The sequence below is a fragment of the Dolichospermum sp. UHCC 0260 genome (assembly GCF_009711985.1).
In the GTDB taxonomy this organism is placed as follows: Bacteria; Cyanobacteriota; Cyanobacteriia; order Cyanobacteriales; family Nostocaceae; genus Dolichospermum; species Dolichospermum lemmermannii.
Window position 1 is genome coordinate 1 of record NZ_VIKZ01000041.1, and the last position, 21028, is coordinate 21028.

The 21028-nt window shown below is 37.5% G+C and carries 22 protein-coding genes and 1 pseudogene; 10 read left to right on the forward strand and 13 right to left on the reverse strand.

Annotated elements, in window-relative coordinates; genetic code table 11:
• Positions 1-361, forward strand: a pseudogene (locus tag FJR08_RS15750) (IS4 family transposase); the annotation flags it as partial.
• Between the two features lie 92 nt (positions 362-453).
• Here the strand turns inward: FJR08_RS15750 and FJR08_RS15755 are convergent.
• Complete coding sequence (locus FJR08_RS15755; protein WP_168633802.1) at positions 454-903, reverse strand: DUF29 domain-containing protein; 450 nt, start codon at positions 901-903, stop codon at positions 454-456.
• Positions 904-1294: 391 nt separating this feature from the next.
• Positions 1295-2602, reverse strand: a complete 1308-nt coding sequence (locus FJR08_RS15760) for an aminopeptidase P N-terminal domain-containing protein (RefSeq protein WP_168633803.1) — start codon at positions 2600-2602, stop codon at positions 1295-1297.
• Positions 2603-2977: 375 nt separating this feature from the next.
• Here FJR08_RS15760 and FJR08_RS15765 point away from each other — a divergent pair, with 375 nt between their 5' ends.
• The gene (locus FJR08_RS15765; RefSeq protein WP_168633804.1) at positions 2978-4225 is read left to right on the forward strand and encodes a VCBS repeat-containing protein; all 1248 of its coding nucleotides are present in this window, start codon (positions 2978-2980) and stop codon (positions 4223-4225) included.
• 300 nt (positions 4226-4525) lie between these two features.
• Here the strand turns inward: FJR08_RS15765 and FJR08_RS15770 are convergent, their stop codons facing one another.
• From FJR08_RS15770 to FJR08_RS15805, 8 genes are all read right to left on the reverse strand, one after another.
• Positions 4526-5293, reverse strand: coding sequence for an MBL fold metallo-hydrolase (locus tag FJR08_RS15770; RefSeq protein ID WP_168633805.1), 768 nt, complete (start codon positions 5291-5293; stop codon positions 4526-4528).
• Positions 5294-5306: 13 nt separating this feature from the next.
• Complete coding sequence (locus FJR08_RS15775) at positions 5307-5894, reverse strand: aminodeoxychorismate/anthranilate synthase component II (RefSeq protein WP_015079091.1); 588 nt, start codon at positions 5892-5894, stop codon at positions 5307-5309.
• 74 nt (positions 5895-5968) lie between these two features.
• Complete coding sequence (locus FJR08_RS15780) at positions 5969-6424, reverse strand: diacylglycerol kinase family protein (RefSeq protein WP_168633806.1); 456 nt, start codon at positions 6422-6424, stop codon at positions 5969-5971.
• Positions 6425-6506: 82 nt separating this feature from the next.
• Positions 6507-6929, reverse strand: coding sequence for a four helix bundle protein (locus tag FJR08_RS15785; RefSeq protein WP_015079089.1), 423 nt, complete (start codon positions 6927-6929; stop codon positions 6507-6509).
• Positions 6930-7148: 219 nt separating this feature from the next.
• Positions 7149-7649, reverse strand: a complete 501-nt coding sequence (gene ybeY / locus FJR08_RS15790) for an rRNA maturation RNase YbeY (protein ID WP_168633807.1) — start codon at positions 7647-7649, stop codon at positions 7149-7151.
• 13 nt (positions 7650-7662) lie between these two features.
• A complete protein-coding gene (locus FJR08_RS15795) occupies positions 7663-7818 on the reverse strand; it encodes a DUF3285 domain-containing protein (protein WP_015079087.1) in 156 nt (51 codons plus the stop codon).
• A 151-nt stretch (positions 7819-7969) separates the two neighbouring features.
• Positions 7970-9083 (reverse strand): peptide chain release factor 2 gene (prfB, locus tag FJR08_RS15800; protein WP_148279026.1). Its coding sequence is split into 2 segments (ribosomal slippage): positions 7970-9010 and positions 9012-9083, totalling 1113 coding nucleotides; the frame shifts between segments, so codons are not numbered across the junction.
• Positions 9084-9209: 126 nt separating this feature from the next.
• Positions 9210-11279 carry a serine/threonine-protein kinase gene (locus FJR08_RS15805; RefSeq protein ID WP_168633808.1) on the reverse strand — a complete coding sequence of 690 codons (2070 nt, stop codon included), beginning with the start codon at positions 11277-11279 and terminating at the stop codon, positions 9210-9212.
• Positions 11280-11398: 119 nt separating this feature from the next.
• Between FJR08_RS15805 and FJR08_RS15810 the strand changes: the two genes are divergently transcribed.
• From FJR08_RS15810 to FJR08_RS15835, 6 genes are all read left to right on the forward strand, one after another.
• Positions 11399-12100, forward strand: a complete 702-nt coding sequence (locus tag FJR08_RS15810) for a rhomboid family intramembrane serine protease (RefSeq protein ID WP_015079084.1) — start codon at positions 11399-11401, stop codon at positions 12098-12100.
• Between the two features lie 181 nt (positions 12101-12281).
• On the forward strand, positions 12282-13202 hold the full coding sequence (thrB, locus tag FJR08_RS15815) for a homoserine kinase (protein ID WP_168633809.1): 921 nt from the start codon (positions 12282-12284) through the stop codon (positions 13200-13202).
• Positions 13203-13305: 103 nt separating this feature from the next.
• On the forward strand, positions 13306-13500 hold the full coding sequence (locus FJR08_RS15820; protein WP_168633810.1) for a hypothetical protein: 195 nt from the start codon (positions 13306-13308) through the stop codon (positions 13498-13500).
• Positions 13497-13733, forward strand: coding sequence for a hypothetical protein (locus FJR08_RS15825; RefSeq protein ID WP_027402511.1), 237 nt, complete (start codon positions 13497-13499; stop codon positions 13731-13733). The genes FJR08_RS15820 and FJR08_RS15825 overlap by 4 nt, the downstream gene beginning before the upstream one ends.
• 42 nt (positions 13734-13775) lie before the next feature.
• On the forward strand, positions 13776-14285 hold the full coding sequence (locus tag FJR08_RS15830; RefSeq protein WP_041458267.1) for a hypothetical protein: 510 nt from the start codon (positions 13776-13778) through the stop codon (positions 14283-14285).
• A gap of 258 nt (positions 14286-14543) precedes the next feature.
• The gene (locus FJR08_RS15835; RefSeq protein WP_168633821.1) at positions 14544-16148 is read left to right on the forward strand and encodes an NAD(P)H-quinone oxidoreductase subunit 4; all 1605 of its coding nucleotides are present in this window, start codon (positions 14544-14546) and stop codon (positions 16146-16148) included.
• 86 nt (positions 16149-16234) lie between these two features.
• Here the strand turns inward: FJR08_RS15835 and FJR08_RS15840 are convergent, their stop codons facing one another.
• The 3 genes from FJR08_RS15840 to FJR08_RS15850 all read right to left on the reverse strand — a co-directional run bounded on the left by FJR08_RS15840 (position 16235) and on the right by FJR08_RS15850 (position 18425).
• Positions 16235-16603 (reverse strand): 2TM domain-containing protein, encoded by a 369-nt coding sequence (locus FJR08_RS15840; protein WP_168633811.1) that lies wholly within the window; start codon positions 16601-16603, stop codon positions 16235-16237.
• 453 nt (positions 16604-17056) lie between these two features.
• A complete protein-coding gene (locus FJR08_RS15845; protein ID WP_168633812.1) occupies positions 17057-18145 on the reverse strand; it encodes an AI-2E family transporter in 1089 nt (362 codons plus the stop codon).
• Between the two features lie 88 nt (positions 18146-18233).
• Entirely contained in the window at positions 18234-18425 is a 192-nt protein-coding gene (locus tag FJR08_RS15850; RefSeq protein WP_083881432.1) for a hypothetical protein, read from the reverse strand.
• Positions 18426-18699: 274 nt separating this feature from the next.
• Here FJR08_RS15850 and FJR08_RS23685 point away from each other — a divergent pair, with 274 nt between their 5' ends.
• Both FJR08_RS23685 and FJR08_RS15860 read left to right on the forward strand, forming a co-directional pair.
• A complete protein-coding gene (locus tag FJR08_RS23685) occupies positions 18700-20271 on the forward strand; it encodes an ATP-binding protein (RefSeq protein WP_168633813.1) in 1572 nt (523 codons plus the stop codon).
• Between the two features lie 178 nt (positions 20272-20449).
• The coding region (locus tag FJR08_RS15860; RefSeq protein WP_371415559.1) for a WD40 repeat domain-containing protein at positions 20450-21028 on the forward strand (579 nt) is incomplete at its 3' end.

Below are 21028 nucleotides of genomic sequence, written 5' to 3' on the forward strand. Positions count from 1 at the left end.
AAAATTAGAAGCTCAACCTGTTTCATTCCGGCAGGAAATTCAATTACCACAAACCAGTAAACGTTCTGCTCGTCTAGCTAAATTAGAGGTACGATTTTGCCAAGTTAATCTCCGTACTCCTTACCGTTTTGATAATCGAGATCCACTTGAAGTCTACGCTGTTTATGCTATGGAAGTAGATTGTCCAGAAGGTGAAAACCCTGTAGAATGGATGTTACTAACTACAGAACCAGTTACAAATGCTGAAGTTGCTGCGACTATTCTCCGTTGGTATTCTTACCGTTGGCATATAGAAGAATATCACAAGGTCTTAAAGTCTGGTTGTCAAGTAGAACGATATCGACTTGCTGCCAATGGAATTTTAATAGTATTCATGATGTTTTAATACTACAGATTGTACTTTTCGATATATTGATTATAGCGACTGTAAATCGCCAAATAATGTTTGATTGTTTATTGTTTCCAAAAATCACAATCTAACATAGAATCTATGTCAGAAGAATATGGACATACATCGGGAAATGTAACTTGTGGATAATCTTTACGAACTCCTTTAATTGCTAGTCTCCAAGCTGTATTAAAAGATTCATCCCAGATATTTTTCAAACTTGGAGAATCTTCAAGTTCTAATTCTAATTGTCGTCGTTGTTCATTAATTGTTATTTCCCAACCCCGATAATTATCTGGTGAATTAACGTACAATCTTTTGAGTAAATGTTCTAGCAGAACCAAAAGTCGGCTTTTAAGTTCTTTTTTTTCTGATCTTCCCAAAGTCTCAACTTCCTCAATTAAATTTTCTAAATCTAGGTGGTCAAAATCTTTGGACTTGAGTTTATTAACTATATCTGTTGTCCACAGTAAAAAGTCACGCTCATAAAGAGAAACTTCCATAATATTCCTCATCTATTTTTTGTTAGTTCTTTGAATGTTATTTTACCTTTATCCTAACAAATCTAACAAATAATAACTTACATTTGCCAAACCGCTATGATTTTCACCTGAAAGAACCATTGTTCCATCATTTTTATGCACGTTCCCACAACTATCCAGATAACCAACTTTGACATCATAGGAATCATAAATATTCATGTCTGTTCCTAAACGACCTTTGTATGTGTTAAAAGTAGAATAAAAATTGCCAGTGTAAATTTTTCTTTCTTCACAATGACCCCGAAGTTGACCATTTACATAGAAGTTTTTACGATCATCATCAAACCAATAACTATCACATCATTAATTATACTTCTCAATCATGATTGGGTGGGCATTGCCCACCCTACAAAATACTTTGCCACTATTTTTCTAAATCCTTGATTTCCTTGGGAACTCCGGCTGTTAAAACCTCATTTCCTTCTTCAGTAACTAAGACATCATCTTCAATACGAATCCCAATTCCTACCCAACGGGGGTCAATTTCCGGTTGGTCTTCGGCGGGTTTGGTATCCGGTACAATATAAAGTCCTGGTTCTATGGTTAACACTTGTCCAGGTTGTAAGGTTTGGGGGTTTTCTCCATGTTGATAAACGCCAACATCATGGACATCTAAACCTAACCAATGACTGGTGCGGTGCATATAAAAGGGTTTATATTTTTCCTCTGCGATTAATTTATCAATTTCTCCTTTGAGTAAACCCAGTTCGACTAATCCTTCTGTTAATATCCGCACGGCTGCATTATGAGGTGCATGGAAGGAATTACCCGGTTTGACTTCTGCTATTGCTTGTTTTTGGGCTGCTAATACTATTTCATATAATGCTTTTTGTTCGGGTGTGAATTTACCACTAACGGGAAATGTGCGGGTAATATCAGAGTTGTAATAACCATAAGCGCAACCTGCATCAATCAAGAGTAAATCATTTGCTTGCATTTGACAGTTGTTTTCGATGTAATGCAGTACGCAAGCATTTGTCCCTGATGCGACAATGGAAGGATAAGCTGGTCCCATTCCCCCCCGCAACCGGAAAATATGTTCTATTTCGGCTTGGATTTCATATTCATAACGTCCTGGTGCGGTGGTTTGCAAAGCATAATTATGAGCTTCTACGGCAATTTCTACGGCTTGACGCATTAGATCTAATTCTGTTTTGCTTTTATATAACCGCATGGTGTTGAGGACAGTACCAGGGTCGGTGATGGATGTGGGGCCTGTACCACGTTTGGGATAGGTTCGGAGTAAGTTTTGATAATGTTGGAGAATTTTGTCGTTGAAATTGCGATCGCGTCCTAAATGATAATAGATACAATTGGCTTTTTCTAAATATTGGGGTAACTTTTCATCTAACTCCGCAATGGGGTAAGCTACATCTGCACCATAAAATTCCTTAGCTGCGTCTATTCCACAACGATAACCACTCCAAACTTCCTTTTCTCGGTCTTTGGGTTGGACAAATAAGATAAACCGATGTTCTGGATGATGTGGTGCTAATACTGCGACTGCTTGGGCTTCGTTAAAGCCAGTTAAGTAAAAGAAATCACTATCTTGACGATAAATATACTCGACATCGTTGTGCATTACTGCGGTTGGCGCACTTCTAAAAATCGCTGTACCGCTGCCTATTTTCGCCATTAACTGCTCACGACGTTGCCGATATTCTGTTTGCATAGTTGATTTATTGATAGTGTTGTTTTTGGCTTTAACAATTATAGACTACTGAGAAATGTTATCAGAAAAATTGTTAATTTTAGTTATTTTAACCAATTTTTAATTTCCTTGACAATCCATGAGGACTTTTAGGGATGAGATTGTCAACAAAACAGGATTTCATTTTTAAATGATGACATTGATAAACAGAATATAAAATATTTTTTGATTGTTTAGATATGACTTTAAAAATTAAAAGTTAGTGTTGATGAACATTATGAAAATGTCTATAAATAATGACATTAAATCAAAATAATTAACCAAATGTTTGTTGTTTACAGAATCTTCATGAAAATCAAATTAAAACTGGATATTAATTAAACATAAAAACACATCATGTTTCAAGAAACAAGTCAGTCAGGATTATATTCAACCAACCTAGAAAATTCTGGATTAGTATCTCTCCAAAAATCATCAGATTTGACGACATCTCTGAATACTCCTATGAGTAGAAGTTCTTCTGGTTCTGCATTGGCAGATCCATTAGTACCAACAAATCCATTAGCTCAAATTCCCATTGGCGGCAGTGCTAACCCTAATCCTAATCCTTATTTAACCAGTGCAGCTATTGTTCCTGATTTTAATGGTGATGGGAAAACTGATAAACTTTGGGTGAATGCTCAAACTGGTGAAATTTTAGTTCGCTTGATGAATGGAACTCAAGTTTTAGAACAGGCTTCTTTGGGTAGCTATGACTTAAATACCTGGGAATACAAAACTGCTGATTTTAATAGCGATAATAAGACTGATTTCTTATTACGGAATAAATCAACTGGTGATAATGTGATTGTGCTAATGGATGGCGCAAAAGTTTCCAGTTACTTGACTTTAGATCGAGTTGATCCAGGTTGGAGTGCGAATATTGGCGATTTTAATGGCGATCGCAAAACTGACATTTTCTGGAATAATGCCACTACTGGTGAAAATGCTATTTGGCAAATGGATGGAACAACAGTAGTTAGTGCAACTGTTTTAGAAACTACAGCACCAGGATTGACTGCAACCATTGTTGATTTTGATGGTAATGGTAAGAGTGACATCTTCTGGCGCAATCCTACCACAGGTGCAAATACCGCTTGGTTTATGGATGGCAGCCAAGCCACCAAGTATGATCTTCAATCTCAAGATGCTTCTTGGACTTCTACTCTTGGTGATTTTAACGGCGACTTCAAAACTGATGTTTTATGGCGCAATACCGCTACAGGCGAGAATAAGATTTGGACAATGAATGGCGTTTTTGTGACTGAAGGTGTTGTTAGCACATTGGGTACAGATTGGACTGCAAGAATTGGCGATTTCAATGGTGATGGTAAAACTGATATCTTCTGGCACAATGCGGCTAGTGGGGCAAATACTGCTTGGTTGATGGATGGTACAACGGTAAGTTCTGAAGCTTTCTTACCTAGCAATACTCCTGGTTTGACAGCATCTTTAGGTGATTTCAATGGTGATGGTAAGACTGATATTTACTGGAGAGATCAACAAACATCCGCAGATAAAATCTGGACTATGAATGGAACTTTAGCGACTGAAACTCCTGTTTCTGATGCAGATAAGCTGACTCCAGAATGGTATACAGGTTGATTTGGTAATTGGTAATTGGTAATTGGTAATTGGTCTATTATCAATTGACTAAGAGGTTGTTTGAAAAGTATTAGATGAAACCAATAATTTCCAAGAACCTAACCCCCCAGCCCCCTTCCCTACCAGGGAAGGGGTGTTTCAAAGCCTCTCCCCGCGTCGGGGAGAGGTTTGGAGAGGGGTTTATTTATACATTAAAAACTTTTCAAACATCCTCTAAGACTTTCTGAACTTATATTCAGCGATCGCTTTCCTAGAAATCAAAGATAGCGATCGCTTTTTAGTAGCGGGTTAGAATTGATATCAAAACTTATAAGTCAAAACCTGAATTTCCGTATTTTCCGGTAAACTCTTAGAATTAACTAATACAGAATCATTATTACTCCGGCGAACATTAACACCCTGCATCAAAGTCAGAAAATCATCTACTGGGGTAATGTCACACTTGGCATTCTCAGCGGCTTGAGTGCGATAATGGGTAGGAATGACTAGCTTAGGATTTAAAACACCAATCGCCTGTTTTGCTTCTACAGCATTGTAAGCTTTATCACTGCCTCCCACGGGAATAAATAACACATCAGGACGACCCATGAGAATTTTTTGTTCTAGGGTAATTGGTGCAGCAGAACCCCCTAAGTGCAGCAGATTAATTCCACCTTGGTTCAATTTCCAAGCTATATTTTTCCCAAATTGTTGTCCATTTTTACGATCATGGTCTGTGGTAATTCCCTGAAACTTAACGCCGCGAAACTCATAAACACCGGGCTGATAAACTAATTTGGGATTTCCTGGTATTTTGTCTATTGCCCCTTCATCTAACAATTGACTACTAATTAATACCAAATCTGATGCAACTTTTGGGGGACGATATTTAGCTGTACAGCCTAAAGTAGTAAAGGGATTGATGAGAATTTTGACATTACCATTGGTTAATAAAAAGCAAGTATGTCCTAACCACTGAATTGATACACCACTAGATTGAGCATTTACTGGAACTGGATCAACCAAATTAGTCACTACAGCCGTCACTAAACCCGCCCCAGCGTAGCCTATCAATTGTCGTCGTTTCATAAAAATACTCGCTTTACAAAGTTCGCAGAAAATTTCTCAGTAATTCCTTACCCAAAGCAGTTAGGACACTCTCCGGATGAAATTGGACTCCTTGAATGTGAGGATAGTTCCGGTGTCTCACGCCCATAATTGTGCCATCTTCTACCCAAGCCGTAATTTCCAATACTTCTGGGCAAGTTTCGCGCTCAATAACTAAACTATGATATCTGGTAGCGGTTAAAGGATTTTCTAAACCTTGAAAAATTCCTATGCCTGTGTGCGATACCAAAGAGGTTTTTCCGTGCATCAATTCTGGGGCGGAAACAATTTTACCACCGAAAACCTGACCAATACTTTGATGTCCTAAGCACACGCCTAGAATTGGGAGTTTATCTCCTAATTGGGCGATCGCATTCAGGGAAACTCCCGCATCATCTGGACGACCAGGACCTGGTGAAATCACCACTGCATCGGGGTTTAATGTCCTAATCTCATCTATAGTAATCTTATCGTTTCGCACCACTTGCAGGTCATTAGCAACTGGGAAATCTACTGCTAATTCTCCCAGATATTGTACTAAGTTATACGTAAAGCTATCGTAATTATCAATGACTAATATCACAATTTTTACCTAATTTCATTTAAAAATATCAAAGATGTTCCCTGAAAACGTCTCTACTATTCACAATCTACCATTTAGAAAGTAGACAGAATTAATGTTGCTAAAGGAGGCAATATTAGTGTAGAGGCAACCAATAATGCGACTAAAGCTGAGACAAGTACAGCACCAGCAGCGCAGTCTTTAGCAACTTTTGCCAACTCATGATAAGACTGTTTTACCGTTAAATCTACAATTGACTCAATAGCAGTATTGACTAACTCTAAGGTTAAAACTAAACCGCTGGTAATAGCAATTATGGATACTTTCACTGTCTCTAACCGTAAAAATACACTTAAACCAATCGCTAAAGCGCAGACGGCTACATGAATCCGAAAATTCCGTTGAGTCTGAAAAGCGTAAGTAATTCCAGCCCAAGCATACTTAAAACTAACAAATAAATTAGAGGCAATTTGCCAGGAAAGTTCCCTATCTTTGGACACAAGCGTTGGTAAGCTATTATTGGTTGGTGATGACGAAACTTTTGGGGACATAGACAAAAGAATGTAGGGGATGTGGGGGATGTGGGGGAGTTGGGGATGTGGGGGAGTTGGGGAAGATTAATATTTACGGTGTTTATTTATGGTTTTTATGATTCATTAACCAGCGTGATGGGTTATTGATCATAGTCACTAAACCAGATAAAACTTGATTATAATTACCATAAAGTTTACGTCCTGTTTCAATATCTAAATAATTACACTTAACTGTAAATTCTATCCATGTTTGAGTTTCAGCAGATTCAGCCTCACAATCATTTAATTTAGCAACAAAAGCAGCCTCATAACGACGTTTCCGCCAAGCTTCTGCCATATTCGCACAAACAGAACGAGAAGAACGACGAATTTGATCTGTTAGAGAATATCTTTCTTCAACAGGAAATTTTTTTGATAACTCAAAAATTTTCATTGCTGCTTCAAAAGCAATTTGATAAATTCCCAAATCTCTATGAAATTTAACCATTGATATTGAGTTTGATTCGTCTAAGTTACCAATCATCTTCTTTCTCACCTCCTTTACTCTTTTACTCTTCACTCCCTACTCCCTCTACCTCCCCTACTCCCTCTACCTCCCCTACTCCCTCTACCTCCCCTACTCCCTCTACCTCCCCTACTCCCTCTACCTCCCCCACCTAGATCAACTGTGAGGGCATTGTAGGCTATTTTAAATATCTCAACTATAAAGTTATTACCAAAATTCGCAATTGTCACCATACATTTACGACTCTAAGTTAATAATAATACCTATTTTCTTCAGTAATACAACTTGTTCGGTTAACATTTCCATCAAACTCTCTTCGTCAGGATGATCCCAACCTAACAAGTGTAGTAAACCATGCGCCGTTAACCAAGCCAACTCTGTAGATAAGCTATGTTCCTGCTGTTCTGCCTGACGTTGTGCCGTGTCTATAGAGACAATTATATCACCTAAATACAAAGGCATAGAAACCAGCATTTCTTCGCTTTGTGGTAAATCGGCTTCTAGAGATGCAAAGGCTAAGACATCTGTGGGTTTATCCTGTTGACGATATTGGGAATTGAGAGTTTGAATTTCTGTATCGGTTGTCAACCGCAAACTGACTTCGTAACTAGGTGCAGTTGGTAAATAATCTTCAAGAATTTCTAACCATTGCTCAAACCAATTTTCCCAAGTTGCGGAAGGAATTGGGGAAGAGTCATCAAAGCAATTTTCTAAATATAACTCTACCTGTAGAGACACGAGTTTTCCTCTCTTAGCGGGTAAGATATGCTAAACCCACGAGGACAGATAATAGTCCTACAGCAGTTAAGGCAAAGTGTTTGAGGGAAGTGCCGCCTTTTCTGACCATGTTTCGCATGGCGAGTTTGACATAGCTGGGTTGAGGTTCTGTGGCAGGAGATTTGTCCATAATTCATTGATTATCATTTCTTTTATCACTGTAACCGATTGTGGAGGAATGGGAGTTACACTTCTTAATTTTGTTTCGCGCAAAGACGCAAAGGAGCAAAGACGCAAAGGAAGAAAGGAAGAAAGGAGAAAATTTCTCCCTTCATTTTTGATTATGCGTCAACTATCTGGTTTTCTTGTCTGAGATAAGCCTGAATGAACATATCAAGTTCTCCATTCATGACATCGGTAATGGCTGTGGTTTCGATGTTTGTCCGCAGGTCTTTCACCATTTGGTAAGGATGAAATACATAGTTACGGATTTGATTACCCCAGGAAGCTTCGACCATATCACCGCGAATTTCGGCAATTTCTTGGGCGCGTTGTTCTTTGGCAATGATTAACAGTTTGGCTTTGAGACGGGCGAGCGCTTTTTCTTTGTTTTGTAGTTGGGAACGTTCTTCTGTACACCGGACTGCTAGACCGGTGGGGAGGTGAACTATGCGGACTGCGGTTTCTACTTTGTTGACGTTTTGCCCACCTTTACCGCCAGAACGGGTGGTGCTAATATCTAAATCTTTCTCTGGTATGTCTAATTTGACGGTGTTATCTATTTGCGGCATGACTTCGATGCCGGCAAAGCTGGTTTGCCGTTTGCCGTTAGCGTTGAAGGGGGAAATTCTCACGAGACGGTGAGTCCCCATTTCGGAACGCAAGTAACCATAGGCATAGCGTCCGGTGATTTCTAGGGTGACTGATTTGATTCCCGCTTCTTCACCTTTTGATTCTTCGGCTAGGGTGACTTTATAACTATGATCTTCTGCCCACCGGGTATACATCCGCATGAGCATAAATGCCCAGTCTTGTGCGTCTGTGCCACCAGCACCGGCGTTAATTGTCAGGACTGCGCCTTTATCGTCGTAAGTGCCGGAAAGGAGTTGTTGTAGTTCCCATTGGTCTAGGTCATGATTGAGTTTGCTAATGGTAGATTCCGCTTCTTCCAATAGTGCTGTGTCGGTTTCTAGTTCTAATAACTCAACTACTACTCTGGTATCGTCTAAGTTGGCGTGCCATTTGTAATATTGATCTAAATGGGATTTTAGATCATTGAGTTCTTGCAGGGTGTTTTGTGCCTGGGTTTGGTCTTCCCAAAATTCTGTTTGGGCGGATATTTGTTCTAAGTCGTGAATTTTGGCTTTGAGTGCGGGTACGTCAAAGATAGTCCTGGGTTTTACCCAGGCGGCTAGACAATGTTTCGATTTCGCGTTTTAGTTCTAATACGTCCATAAGTGGTGTTGCTGATTAATTAAGATAATTTTTTCAGGCTTCGCCCCGCTTCGCTAACACGCAGAGGCGCAGAGGGGCAAAGAGAAGGAGTTTTCGGAATGGAATCATTTTACCCGAAATCAGGGATCAGAAGTTGATGGGGAATTTTGGGGTGTTTTGGGCTTTTGTGCGAGCTTGTATGGCTTGTTGGTAGTCTGGTTTATATTCTATGGCTTTGTCGTAGGAGGCGATCGCTTGTTGGTATTGTTGCAAATTTAACCAAGCGTTGCCTTTACTGTACCAACTTTCATAATGATTGGGTTTATAACGGGTGGCTTTATTATAGGAGGCGATCGCTTCTTGATATTTTTGTAAGTTATATTGTGTATTCCCTAAATTATACCATACTAAATAATCATTGCTTTTTAAACTAATAGCTTTTTTGTAAGATTCTATTGCTTCTCCATAGCGTTTAACTTGATGTAATGCCCAACCTCGATTATACCAAGCTTGATATTGTTGAGGATTGGTTTTAATTACTTGGGTAAAGGAATCAATTGCTTCTGGGTATCTACGTAATGTCATTAATATATTACTTCTTGATAACCAAGCTGCGGAGTTATTTTGATTATACTGCACGGCTTGATCATAAGCTTGTAAAGCAAATTCATAACGATTTAAATTAACCAAGCAATTACCTAAATTGTACCAAGCTGATTCATGATCAGGTTTTAATTCTACAGTTTTTTTGTAAGCTGTAATTGCTTCTTCATATTGTTTAAGATTTTGGAATGCTAATCCTTTTTTGTACCATAATTCAGGATTATCAGCTTGGAAATTAATTGCTTGTTCATAAGCTTTAATTGCATCATTGTATTGGCTAATTTTTATGAAGATATCACCTTTAAGTTGCCAAATTTGGGGTTCATCATTTTTTAGTTGTAAAGCTTTATCTACAGTGGCAATTGCTTCTGAATAACGTTTGAGTCTAACTAAAACAAAACCTCGATTAGTCCAAGCTTCTAAATAATTGGGTTGAATTTGAATGGCTTGATCATAAGCTATTAAAGATTCTTGATATTTCTTTAATTGAAATAATGCTTTACCTTGTCCATATAAAGCTTGAGGATAATCAGGTTTGATATCTACGGCTTTTTCGTAAGTTGCTAAAGCTTCTTGATAGCGTTGTAATTGAATGAGAGTATTACCCTGATTATATAATTCTATAGCATTTTTATTATTCAGGCGATTGAGCATAAATATTGCGCCGAAACTACTAATACCCAATCCAAATATTCCTAATAGCAATTTCCAAAATATCCCTTTTGTCTTTTGGGGATTTTTCACTTGATTTGGTAAAGTAGCAGGGGCAATAATTATTGTTCCCGATGTATTTTTATTTAATTCTTGTAAAGCTTGTAATGCTATTGTTGCTGAAGCATAACGTTGGCGAAAATCATAACAGATCATTTGATTTAAAAATTGGGCAAATTCTGGAGATACAGTGGCGAAATTTTGCCAAATAATTTCATTAGTTTCAACATCTTTCTCTAATTGATCTGGTGATAATCCTGTTAAAGCTTGAATAGCAATAATTCCCAAAGCATAGATATCACTGCTAAATTTTGGTGTTCCTTGTGCTTGTTCTCCAGGAGTATAACCGGGTGTACCAATAGCAACAGTAGATTTGGTAATGTCTGGAGAATTTACTAATTTTGTCGTAATTTGTTTGACTGCACCAAAATCAATTAAAATTAATTTATTATCTTGTTCTCGTCTGAGAATATTCCGAGGATTGACATCACGATGAATTACCTTTTGTTGATGGACAAAGTCCAAAATCTCTAAAATTTCTTGTAATAAAGACATTACCTGATTTTGAGTGAAGATGACACCAGATTTTAATTCTTGACTGAGATCATTACCAACAATTAGTTCCTGAACCAGATAAAATTCGGCATTTTCTTCAAAGTAGGCTAAAAGTTGCGGAATGCGATCATGATTTCCTAATTTATATAAAACTTGGGCTTCTGTGTCAAATAACCTCCGAGCTATTTCTAAAGTGGTAATATCAGTAGATTGAGGTTTGAGTTTCTTGACTACACACTGGGGTGAGCCTGGTAATTGAGTATCATTAGCAACATAAGTTTCACCAAATCCGCCACCTCCCAGGTAATTGGTGATTTGGTATCTGCCTACAAGGGTGTTTCCTAGCATTTCCTGAGCCTATTTGAATATTGTGTTACATTATGATAATCTTGCCACACAAAAATGAGGAGATGGGAAAAAATATTAATTAGTAGTTAAAAATTAGTAATTCAAATGTTAAAATTAAGATGATTCCTATAGATGATAATATTCGCAGTTGGCAAAAGCCTATTATTAATTATTGGTTGATTGGGATTAATGTAGTCATATTTCTCTGGGAAATAAAATTAGAGTGGAGTAATGAATTAGGAAATCTAATTAATAATTGGGGAATTATTCCATCTCAAATAAATATCTCGATTGCTAACGCTTTTTTTTACAATTCTGCGGCTTGGGTAATTGTATTTTGGCGGCTACTTTCTTTACCTGTATCCCTGTTTCTCCATGGCAGTTTTAGCCAAATCTTAGGAAATATGCTGTTTCTGTGGGTATTTGGAAAAACGGTGGAAAGTATTTTAGGACATAAACAATATTTACTACTTTATTTAACTGCTGGCTTTTTTTCTGGTATAGTCCAAATTATTTTATCCTCCGATTTAACAATACCAATTATCGGTGCTAATGGAGCTATTGCATCTATTTTAGGTGCATATCTGATCAAGTTTCCCCAGGCAAAAATATATTCGGTTTTGACTTTATTGGTTTTGTATATCCCCGTGGAAGTTCCAGCTATTTTATATTTATTTTGGTGGTTTATCCAGCAGTCATTTTATGGCATAGGGAGTTTAAATATGACGGGTGGTAGTTCCTTCTCTAGTGTGAGTTATTGGGGACAATTTGCGGCTTTAGTGACGGGTGCGGCTTTTATGAAAATTAGACAAAGACTTTAGGTTATTGTGATTTTTATGTGAAGTTGCACAGAATCATCAAATCCATCAATTCATCCGAATTTATCTGCGTTTATTTGCGTTCATCTGCGTTTAATAATTCTTGATATCTTATTCCATATCTTAAATTTCGTATAAGGAAGTAAAATGGGGTAGTTCATATTGGAATTTTAAATTAACTTCAATGTCTGTAGTTTCTAGCATTACTGTTAAAGTTCCCGCGACGACGGCGAATTTGGGTCCAGGGTTTGATTGTATAGGTGCAGCTTTAAAGCTGTATAACGAATTTAAGTTTACTATTGTTGATGCAGGTGAGTTAATTATTCAAGTTTCTGGTTTAGAAGCAGCAAAGGTACAAACTGATGAGACTAATCTTTTGTATCAGGCGTTTATAAATTTATATAAACATATAGAAAAAACACCACCAGCGGTGAAAATAGAAATTAAGTTGGGTGTACCTTTAGCGCGAGGTTTGGGTAGTTCCGCGACTGCTATTGTCGGGGGGTTAGTTGCTGCCAATGAGTTGGCTGGTTCACCGTTGTCTGAGTTACAGATGATGGAATTAGCGATCGCCATGGAAGGACATCCTGATAATGTAGTACCAGCGTTATTAGGTGGTTGTCGTCTGGCTGCTACCAGCAAAAAAGGTTGGGAAATTTGTGATATTCTCTGGCATCGAGATATAGTTGCAGTCGTAGCAATTCCTGATTTTGAGTTATCAACCTCAGAAGCGCGAAAAGTTGTCCCCACAGAAGTCAGTCGTGCTGATGCAATTTTCAATATTTCTCATTTGGGTTTATTGTTGCGCGGTTTAGCAACTAATCGAGAAGAATGGTTAATAGCCGCCTTGCAAGATAAATTACATCAACCTTATCGCCAAGCTTTAATTCCTGGTTATGATACTGTGAATGCGGCTGCTGTGGCTGCTGGTGCTTATGGCATGGTAATTAGTGGTGCAGGCCCCACACTTTTGGCTTTAGTAGATATAAGTTATGCCAAATCCGTAGAAACAGCAATGGCAAATGCCTGGACTGCAATGGGTCTGAACTCAGTTGTGCGATCGCTTACCCTAGATCAGCAAGGTACAAGTATAGTTCATACTTAATCTAATTTAGAGAAATCTGCACAAAAAACAGCGATTTCTCTGAATTGCTTGGCGATCGCACTATAACAATTAAATTAGTCAGGAGAAGACTAAAATTAGAATTATGGGTAAAAATCAGGAAACCCGCAAAAAACTAAAAGGACAACATCAAGCATTAGAAGAACATCTAGAAAAAATTGCCAAAGAAAAGGAGAAACCAACAGAAGTACAAGATCAAGGTTTAATAGCCCATTGGGAGAAAACAGTGGCAAATTGTCGCCAAAATATTGCGAAACTAGAAAGGAGATTAAGTAAATGATATCACTCTATAAAAATCCTTATGAACGATTAGAAATATTTCTGAATGAATATCAACCTCAGCTAGAAAAGGCAATTCAAGCAATTCAAGCCATCAAAAATACTGACCCCAATTCCGAAGAATTTTCCCAAGCACTTGCTGATCTTTATGCTTGTTCCACAGTCCTTGAACCCTATTCAGAAGGCATGGTAGAGGCAATTGATCAATTCACCGAAGATAGACCAGATGATTGAAAATTTAACAACTTCTAATTACCAACTACTCATCATAAATATATGGAAAAAATCCAGTCAGAAATAGCAGCACTGAAATCTCAAATTCAAGCACTCCAACAAGAACGCGCTGCACTGACAAATCATCATGTAACGCCGGAAAATGATTCACCCCTAGCCATAGTGGAAGCTTACCGTCGTCAAGCTAGGGAAAACGTTCAATTGTCCGCCGAACTTAAAGGCATAGACGATGCCTTATATTACCTAGAAAAGCAAATACAACAAAAGAAAGCCCATCTCAATAGATATTTACCTATGTCTATTCGCATATCCCAACAGCAAGAACAGCTAGAAGAAGCCAAAAAAATTGCTCAAATTCATGCTGAACGAGTTAATGAACTAGCTTGGGAACTAGCAAAGGAAATTAAACTCCTCAAAACCTGTGCTGATGAACTTAGTCCCATGTATTGGCAAGTTTACTACAAACCTTTCATTACAGGCTTTAAGACCATTTCTGTCCCTTTCGTAAGATCAGATGGAGAAGTGTGGATGATTGTCAACCGTATTGTCTAAGAAACAGAGATAACTTTGATAAAAATTTAATTTATCCTCAAGCTGTTCACTATAACTAAAGACAGCGATATTAGTCGCTGTTTTTTTGTTGACGTTGCAAAAATTTACATTTAGAATGGACTCGCGGCATAATTTAGTAAGTATTTATGACTATCTGTCCTCCAAATTGGAAATCTTCATAAGAAATCGTTTACAGACGTAACGATTCCTTAATATAATGTAAACAAAAGCAAAACCAAAAACATATTGTCAACAGTGATGAATGCCATAGAAATTCCTTGGTTATCAGCCATAATCTTCCTGCCTTTAGTGGCAGCACTCGCAATTCCCATCATTCCCGATAAAGAGGGTAAAACCGTCCGCTGGTACGGCTTGGGAGTGGCACTATTAGACTTTGCATTCATGACTTTTGCTCTGTGGCAGAGTTACGACTTTCAAAGTTCAGCCCTGCAAATGACAGAAAGCTATCCTTGGATACCCCAACTTGGCTTGAACTGGTCGCTAGGCATTGATGGTTTATCAATGCCCCTGATACTTCTAACTGGCTTCATTAACACACTCGCAGTATTCGCGGCTTGGAAAGTAACCACCAAGCCGCGTTTATTTTATGCGTTGATGTTGATTATGTACAGCGCTCAGTTAGGTGTATTCCTCTCCCAAGACTTGTTAATGTTCTTCTTGATGTGGGAAGTAGAGTTAGTACCCGTTTACTTACTAATTGCCATCTGGGGAGGCGCAAACCGCCGTTACGCAGCTACTAAATTTATTATCTATACCGCCGCAGCCTCTATATTTATACTGGTAGCTGGTTTTACAATGGCTTTCTATGGTGATAACTTCACCTTCAACATGACCGAATTGGGAATGAAAGAATATCCCAAAGCTTTAGAACTAGCACTATATGCAGGTTTCTTAATCGCTTACGGTGTCAAACTACCAATTTTCCCGTTACATACATGGTTGCCTGATGCTCATGGTGAAGCATCTGCACCCGGTTCAATGATTTTAGCCGGTGTCTTGTTAAAGATGGGTGGTTATGCCCTAATTCGCTTCAACGTAGAGATGTTAACTGATGCTCATGTTACCTTTGCGCCAGTTTTAGCGATTTTAGGTGTAGTTAATATTGTTTACGGCGCTTGTTGTGCCTTTGCTCAAACCAATCTCAAACGCCGTTTGGCCTACTCTTCAATTGCCCACATGGGGTTTGTGTTAATTGGCATTGCATCTTATACAGAAATCGGGATTAGCGGTGCTGTATTACAAATGGTTTCTCACGGTTTAATTGCTGCTAGTTTATTCTTCCTTTCTGGTGTAACTTACGAACGTACCCACACCTTAGTAATGGATAAAATGGGCGGTATAGCTAAAGTAATGCCCAGAACTTTCGCTCTCTTTACTATAGGTTCAATGGCTTCTCTGGCTTTACCCGGTATGAGTGGTTTTGTCGGTGAATTGATGGTGTTCTTAGGTTTTGCTACTAGCGATGTTTACAGTTCCAGCTTCAAAATTGTAGTCATCTTTCTATCAGCAGTTGGCGTGATTTTGACACCCATTTATTTACTTTCCATGTTGCGTCAAGTTTTCTACGGTAATCAACATCAAGACTTACATTTAGATGCTGTAGTTCTTGATATTAAGCCTCGTGAATTGTTTATCACCGCTTGCTTGTTAATTCCCATCATTGGTATTGGTTTTTATCCTAAGATGATCACACAAGCTTATGATGTGAAAACAGTGGAAGTTGCGGCTCATGCTCGTCAAGTCTTACCAATTGTTGCTCGTCAACAACCTACAAATTTGTATTCGCAAATTTTCACCGCACCAACATTAGCTAATTCTGAAATAGTGAATATAGTTGAGTAATTATCAAGCCCAAAAAGACGCTGTAGTAAATCTTAAATTAAAAGGGGATAAGATCCCCGAATTCTTCAAGAATTCGGGGATCTCTTTTAGGTATTACTAATATAAACCTTCATTCCATGCAATAATAAACCTAATCCCCATCCTAATATGGGATAAATTGCCCAAAAATATCCAGGACTTACCACCAGATTTAACAGCACCAAAAAACCATTAATTGCCATAAAAGCAAATAGGTGTGATTTGAATCCTTTCCGTTGTTGACTATTAGACATTTGCTCTTGTTTCACTTCTACATTATTTTTTAACCATTCTTGTTCCGCAGCTTGTAGCGACTCTGAAGAAACACCTAATTCTGAGGCTATTTCTATAATTTGTTCTCTTGTATATTCTCCCTGTTGCTTTCGTCTAAAAGCTACTTCAAGAATCTGCTGCATTTCCTCTGAGTTGTAAGTCATTATCAATACCTAAAATGGTAAAAAATACTTTTGAGAGTTACTTTTGAAACGGTAGCTACACAATCATTAAAAATATACAGCACTTCCCGGTGTTATGAGGTACATATCTAGCGGGCAAGATGCCCGCACTACAAGAGTTTCATGATTCAACTTTGTACCTCATAAGAGCGGAAACCGCTGTATGTGCCTACAAATTGCGTAGAAACACATTTTATATCTGAAAAATAATTGATGTCGTAATTAACAGCACAAATATAGATGAAATTAAAATTAAAAAATAAATCATTCCTTAGAGGGTGTTTTTTAAGCTATTTCTGAGAAAAAATGAAGTTTATAATACTACAATTATAATTTTATTTATACTTTTAATAAGTATAAAATATTCAAAAATTGAAAATCTGATCAGAAGTAACTGTATTTATGAATTTATTTATACAAAAGTACCCTCCTAAACTATTCCACTTCATCATTGATATCTGAATACTTCTCCACTATCACTAATTCGGTATTATCTTCTGCATAATTACCCCATTTATCTAACACGTCTTTAACCAATATTTCTTGCACCCAAATTCTGACAACAACCGTTAAAGGAAGTGCTAAAAATAATCCTAAAAATCCAAAAAATGTCACAAAAAATAACTGAGAAATTAAAGTAACTGCTGGTAGTAAAGATACTTGATGTGCCATAACTACAGGTGTGATAAAATTGCTCTCAGCCTGTTGAATAAAAAAGTAGAGAATAAACACAGCAACAGCTTTCCAGGGATTATCTAAAAGAGCGATCGCCATTGCCGGTACTACACTCATAGTCGGACCCAAATTAGGAATTAAATTCATAAATCCGGCTAACACACCCAAAGCCAATGCAGCCTTCACCCTTAAGATTGATAAGCCCACCAAACTCATCAACCCAACTACAAACACTCCAATGGAAGCACCAGTTACCCATCCCTCTAAAGAAACTTCGCACTGTTCTACAATTCCCACCACCCGTCGCCGATAAAAAGAGGGAAATATGCGAACAAATACTTTTTGATAAGCATCAGGATTAACTAAAAACATTCCTGTTAACACCAGGACTAATAAAATTTTGAGAACAACTTCTAAAGATCCAGAAACAAAAGCAAAAGAATTACCTAATAAGCGATTAAATAGCGGTTGTGCTTGTGCAATTAAACTATTAAGATCCGGTATATAAGGTAATAATTGTGCAGGAATATGAGTTCTTTGGACATCAATCCAACTATTAAAACGCCCAAATCCTTGGGGAACTCGATAAGTAAGTTCATGAAATTGCTGGACAAAAGGTGGGACAATTAACCAGAAAAAACAGACAACACCCGCAAAGAAAATCCCTACAGCTAATAAAACTGATAATCCTCGTTTTATTCCTAAACTTTGAAAGCGTCGCGCGAGACGATTTAAAGTCGTCGCTAAAACAACAGCAGCAAATATTAGTAGCAGAACGTCCCTAAGTTGCCACAATATATATAAAGATATAACTAAAGCAATTAAGCCTATCCATTGACCAAGATTCACAAGCAAGACTCCCAGCTTGGTAAAATGCTTTTTGATGACAATGCAGTTAGATTAGCTGATTTTAGCAACATTACCTATATTTTTTTGATTAATTTTGCTTTTGTCTTGGTATTCGCCACAGGAGAACAGTGGCCATAATTATAGTTGGTGATAAAATCATAATCAGCACATTTGTCACCGTTGCTGGAATCCCTAAAAACGGACAAGCATATTTAATTAATACTGATAGCAAAGTCGAAAATAATAGCAGCTTCAGCAAAAATCCCAGTTGATTTTCCATAACAGTGCGGGGAACACATAATTCTATAGGGTATATACCAAATAATAACTGAAAATAATAAATCTTTATCTCGTTCCTAGTCTCTGACTAGGAATGCAGTTGATGAGGCTCTGCCTCCATCTTATCTCATTGAAGGCAGAGCCTTATCTTATTCATTCCCAGTCAGAGACCTGGGAACGAGATATACGAGATAAAAAATATTGTGTTAGCTAAATGTTGCCATCTACCGTTAGGATCGAGTATAGGTGTGAATTTCTATCATATTATCGCTAAAATGGAAATAAACTCAGTAATTAGTGCGATCGCTAAAATTGCTCCTGCAACTGCTACCCTGGCTATCAAGCAAGCACAACGGAATGAAAATGTAATCAAAATTGTCAAGGAATTAGGGATTGATCCGATTCAACCGCCAGATGATCCTATTAGCGTTTATGTCTATGCTTTAATAGAATATGGAGTATATAAGCCTGAACCACTACTGAAACTTTTTAGAGAAAAAGAAATTCAAAAAGCTTTCTGGAAAGATTTTAATGCCGATCATCCCTTAATTTTGACTCCAGAAATAGAACATTTTCTAGATTGGAATATTTTGGGAGATGAAATAAGAGAATTAGAAAATATTAATATTCGTCAAGAATTTGAAGAATTTTATCAAGTTTTTGTTAGCGTAGCCAAACGCACGAGGACACCTGCGGAAGTTTTACGTGATAGAGATCAAAGATATCCGTATCCACCGGAATTTCAATCACTAATTGAAGAAAAAATCAAATCATTCTGCGGTCGCGGATTTGTATTTGCTAAGTTTGAAGAATTCATCAACGCCAATAAAAAGGGCTATTTTATAGTTAAAGGTCATGCCGGAATGGGCAAAAGTACCATTGCTGCAAAATACGTTATTGAACATCAAACAATTTGTTATTTTAACGTCTTAGTAGATGGTAGTAACCGTCCTGAATTGTTTCTGGCAAGTATTCGTAAACAACTGATTAACCGCTATAAATTAGCAAATGTTGAAACTGCGGATTTATCAACATTACTGACCGAAGCTACCGCAAAACTTAGCACTAATGAAAAATTAATTATTGTTGTTGATGCGTTAGATGAAGTAGACCAAAAAGAAGGAGTAGAAAATATCTTATATTTACCGAAAACTCTGCCAAATAATGTTTATTTTTTCCTGACCAGACGACATTTTGAACCAACTCAAGAACGACTCTATACTGAAGGATTGAAAAAAGAATATTTAGATTTAACTGATAGTAAATATGACCAAGAAAATCAGCATGATATTCAAGAGTATATTCGCTTCTGTTTAAATGATGATCCAGAACACAAAGACGGATTACAAACTTGGATAGAAAACAAAAATATCAGTCCCGACGCTTTTGTGCAGCAGTTAGCAGCCAAGAGCGAAAATAATTTTATGTACCTGCGCTATGTTTTACCAGCTATAGCAGAGGGTAAATATAATGATTTGAATTTAAACCAATTACCCCAAGGTTTACAGGATTATTACCAAACTCATTGGAACCGGATGAATATGAATAATTCATCTAAAAAAATGAAAGTAATGATTCTGTTTATTTTAGTGGAAATTGGTACACCAATATCCGGTGAGATGATGTTTGATATCGTTAATGAAGATGAATGTGATGTGGATGATATTTTAAATGAATGGATTGAATATTTGAAACCGCAAACCATAGATGAAGATATTTGTTATAGCATCTATCATGCTAGTTTCTTAGACTTCTTGAAAGCCAAAAAAGAATTGAAACCAACTCGCAGATTATTTGAAGACGTAAATCAGCGCATTGTTGATTATTGGGAGAGGATACAGGGATGATAATAAAATTTTACGATTTCCGTAGGTTGGGTTAAGCGAAGCGCAACCCAACATAACATATTGATTCAAAAGGAGAAATTGAGATTGTAGTTAGCGAAGCACAACCACACACCCAATTTAATGTTGGGTTTCCTTACGTCAACCCAACCTACAGATATTAATTTTTATCAAAAATCTTATGCCAGCAACTAACAAAAAATCATTATCAGATAAATCCTATTCCCAAAAAGCTTATTTGGGTAAATTTCCTTATAATTTGGTAAACTCCGGTAACTTAACCAAATATTTCCAAACCCTCACAGATTATCAATTCATATCTAACAAAATCAATCATCCTGACTTTGGTATCCAAGCATTAATTGAAGATTATGATTTATTAGATGATACCCAAACCGCAACCCACCCAGACCAAACCAAAACCTTAAAATATATTCAAAGTGCTTTGCGACTGTCTGCACATATTCTCACCCAGGATAAACAACAATTAGTAAGTCAATTATGGGGAAGGTTACAAACCATTAAGACCCCAGCAATGCAAACCCTATTAACCCAAGCACAAAAAACTCAACCTCACCCTTGGTTGCGTCCCCTCACCCCCAGTCTCACCCAAGCAGGAGGAAGGTTACTCCGCACCCTCTCAGGTCATAGTCATTTGGTAAACACAGTAGCAGTGACAGCAGACGGAAAACGGGTGATTTCTGGTTCTGGTTCTATGGACAATACTGTGAAGGTGTGGAATTTAGAGACAGGGAAGCAA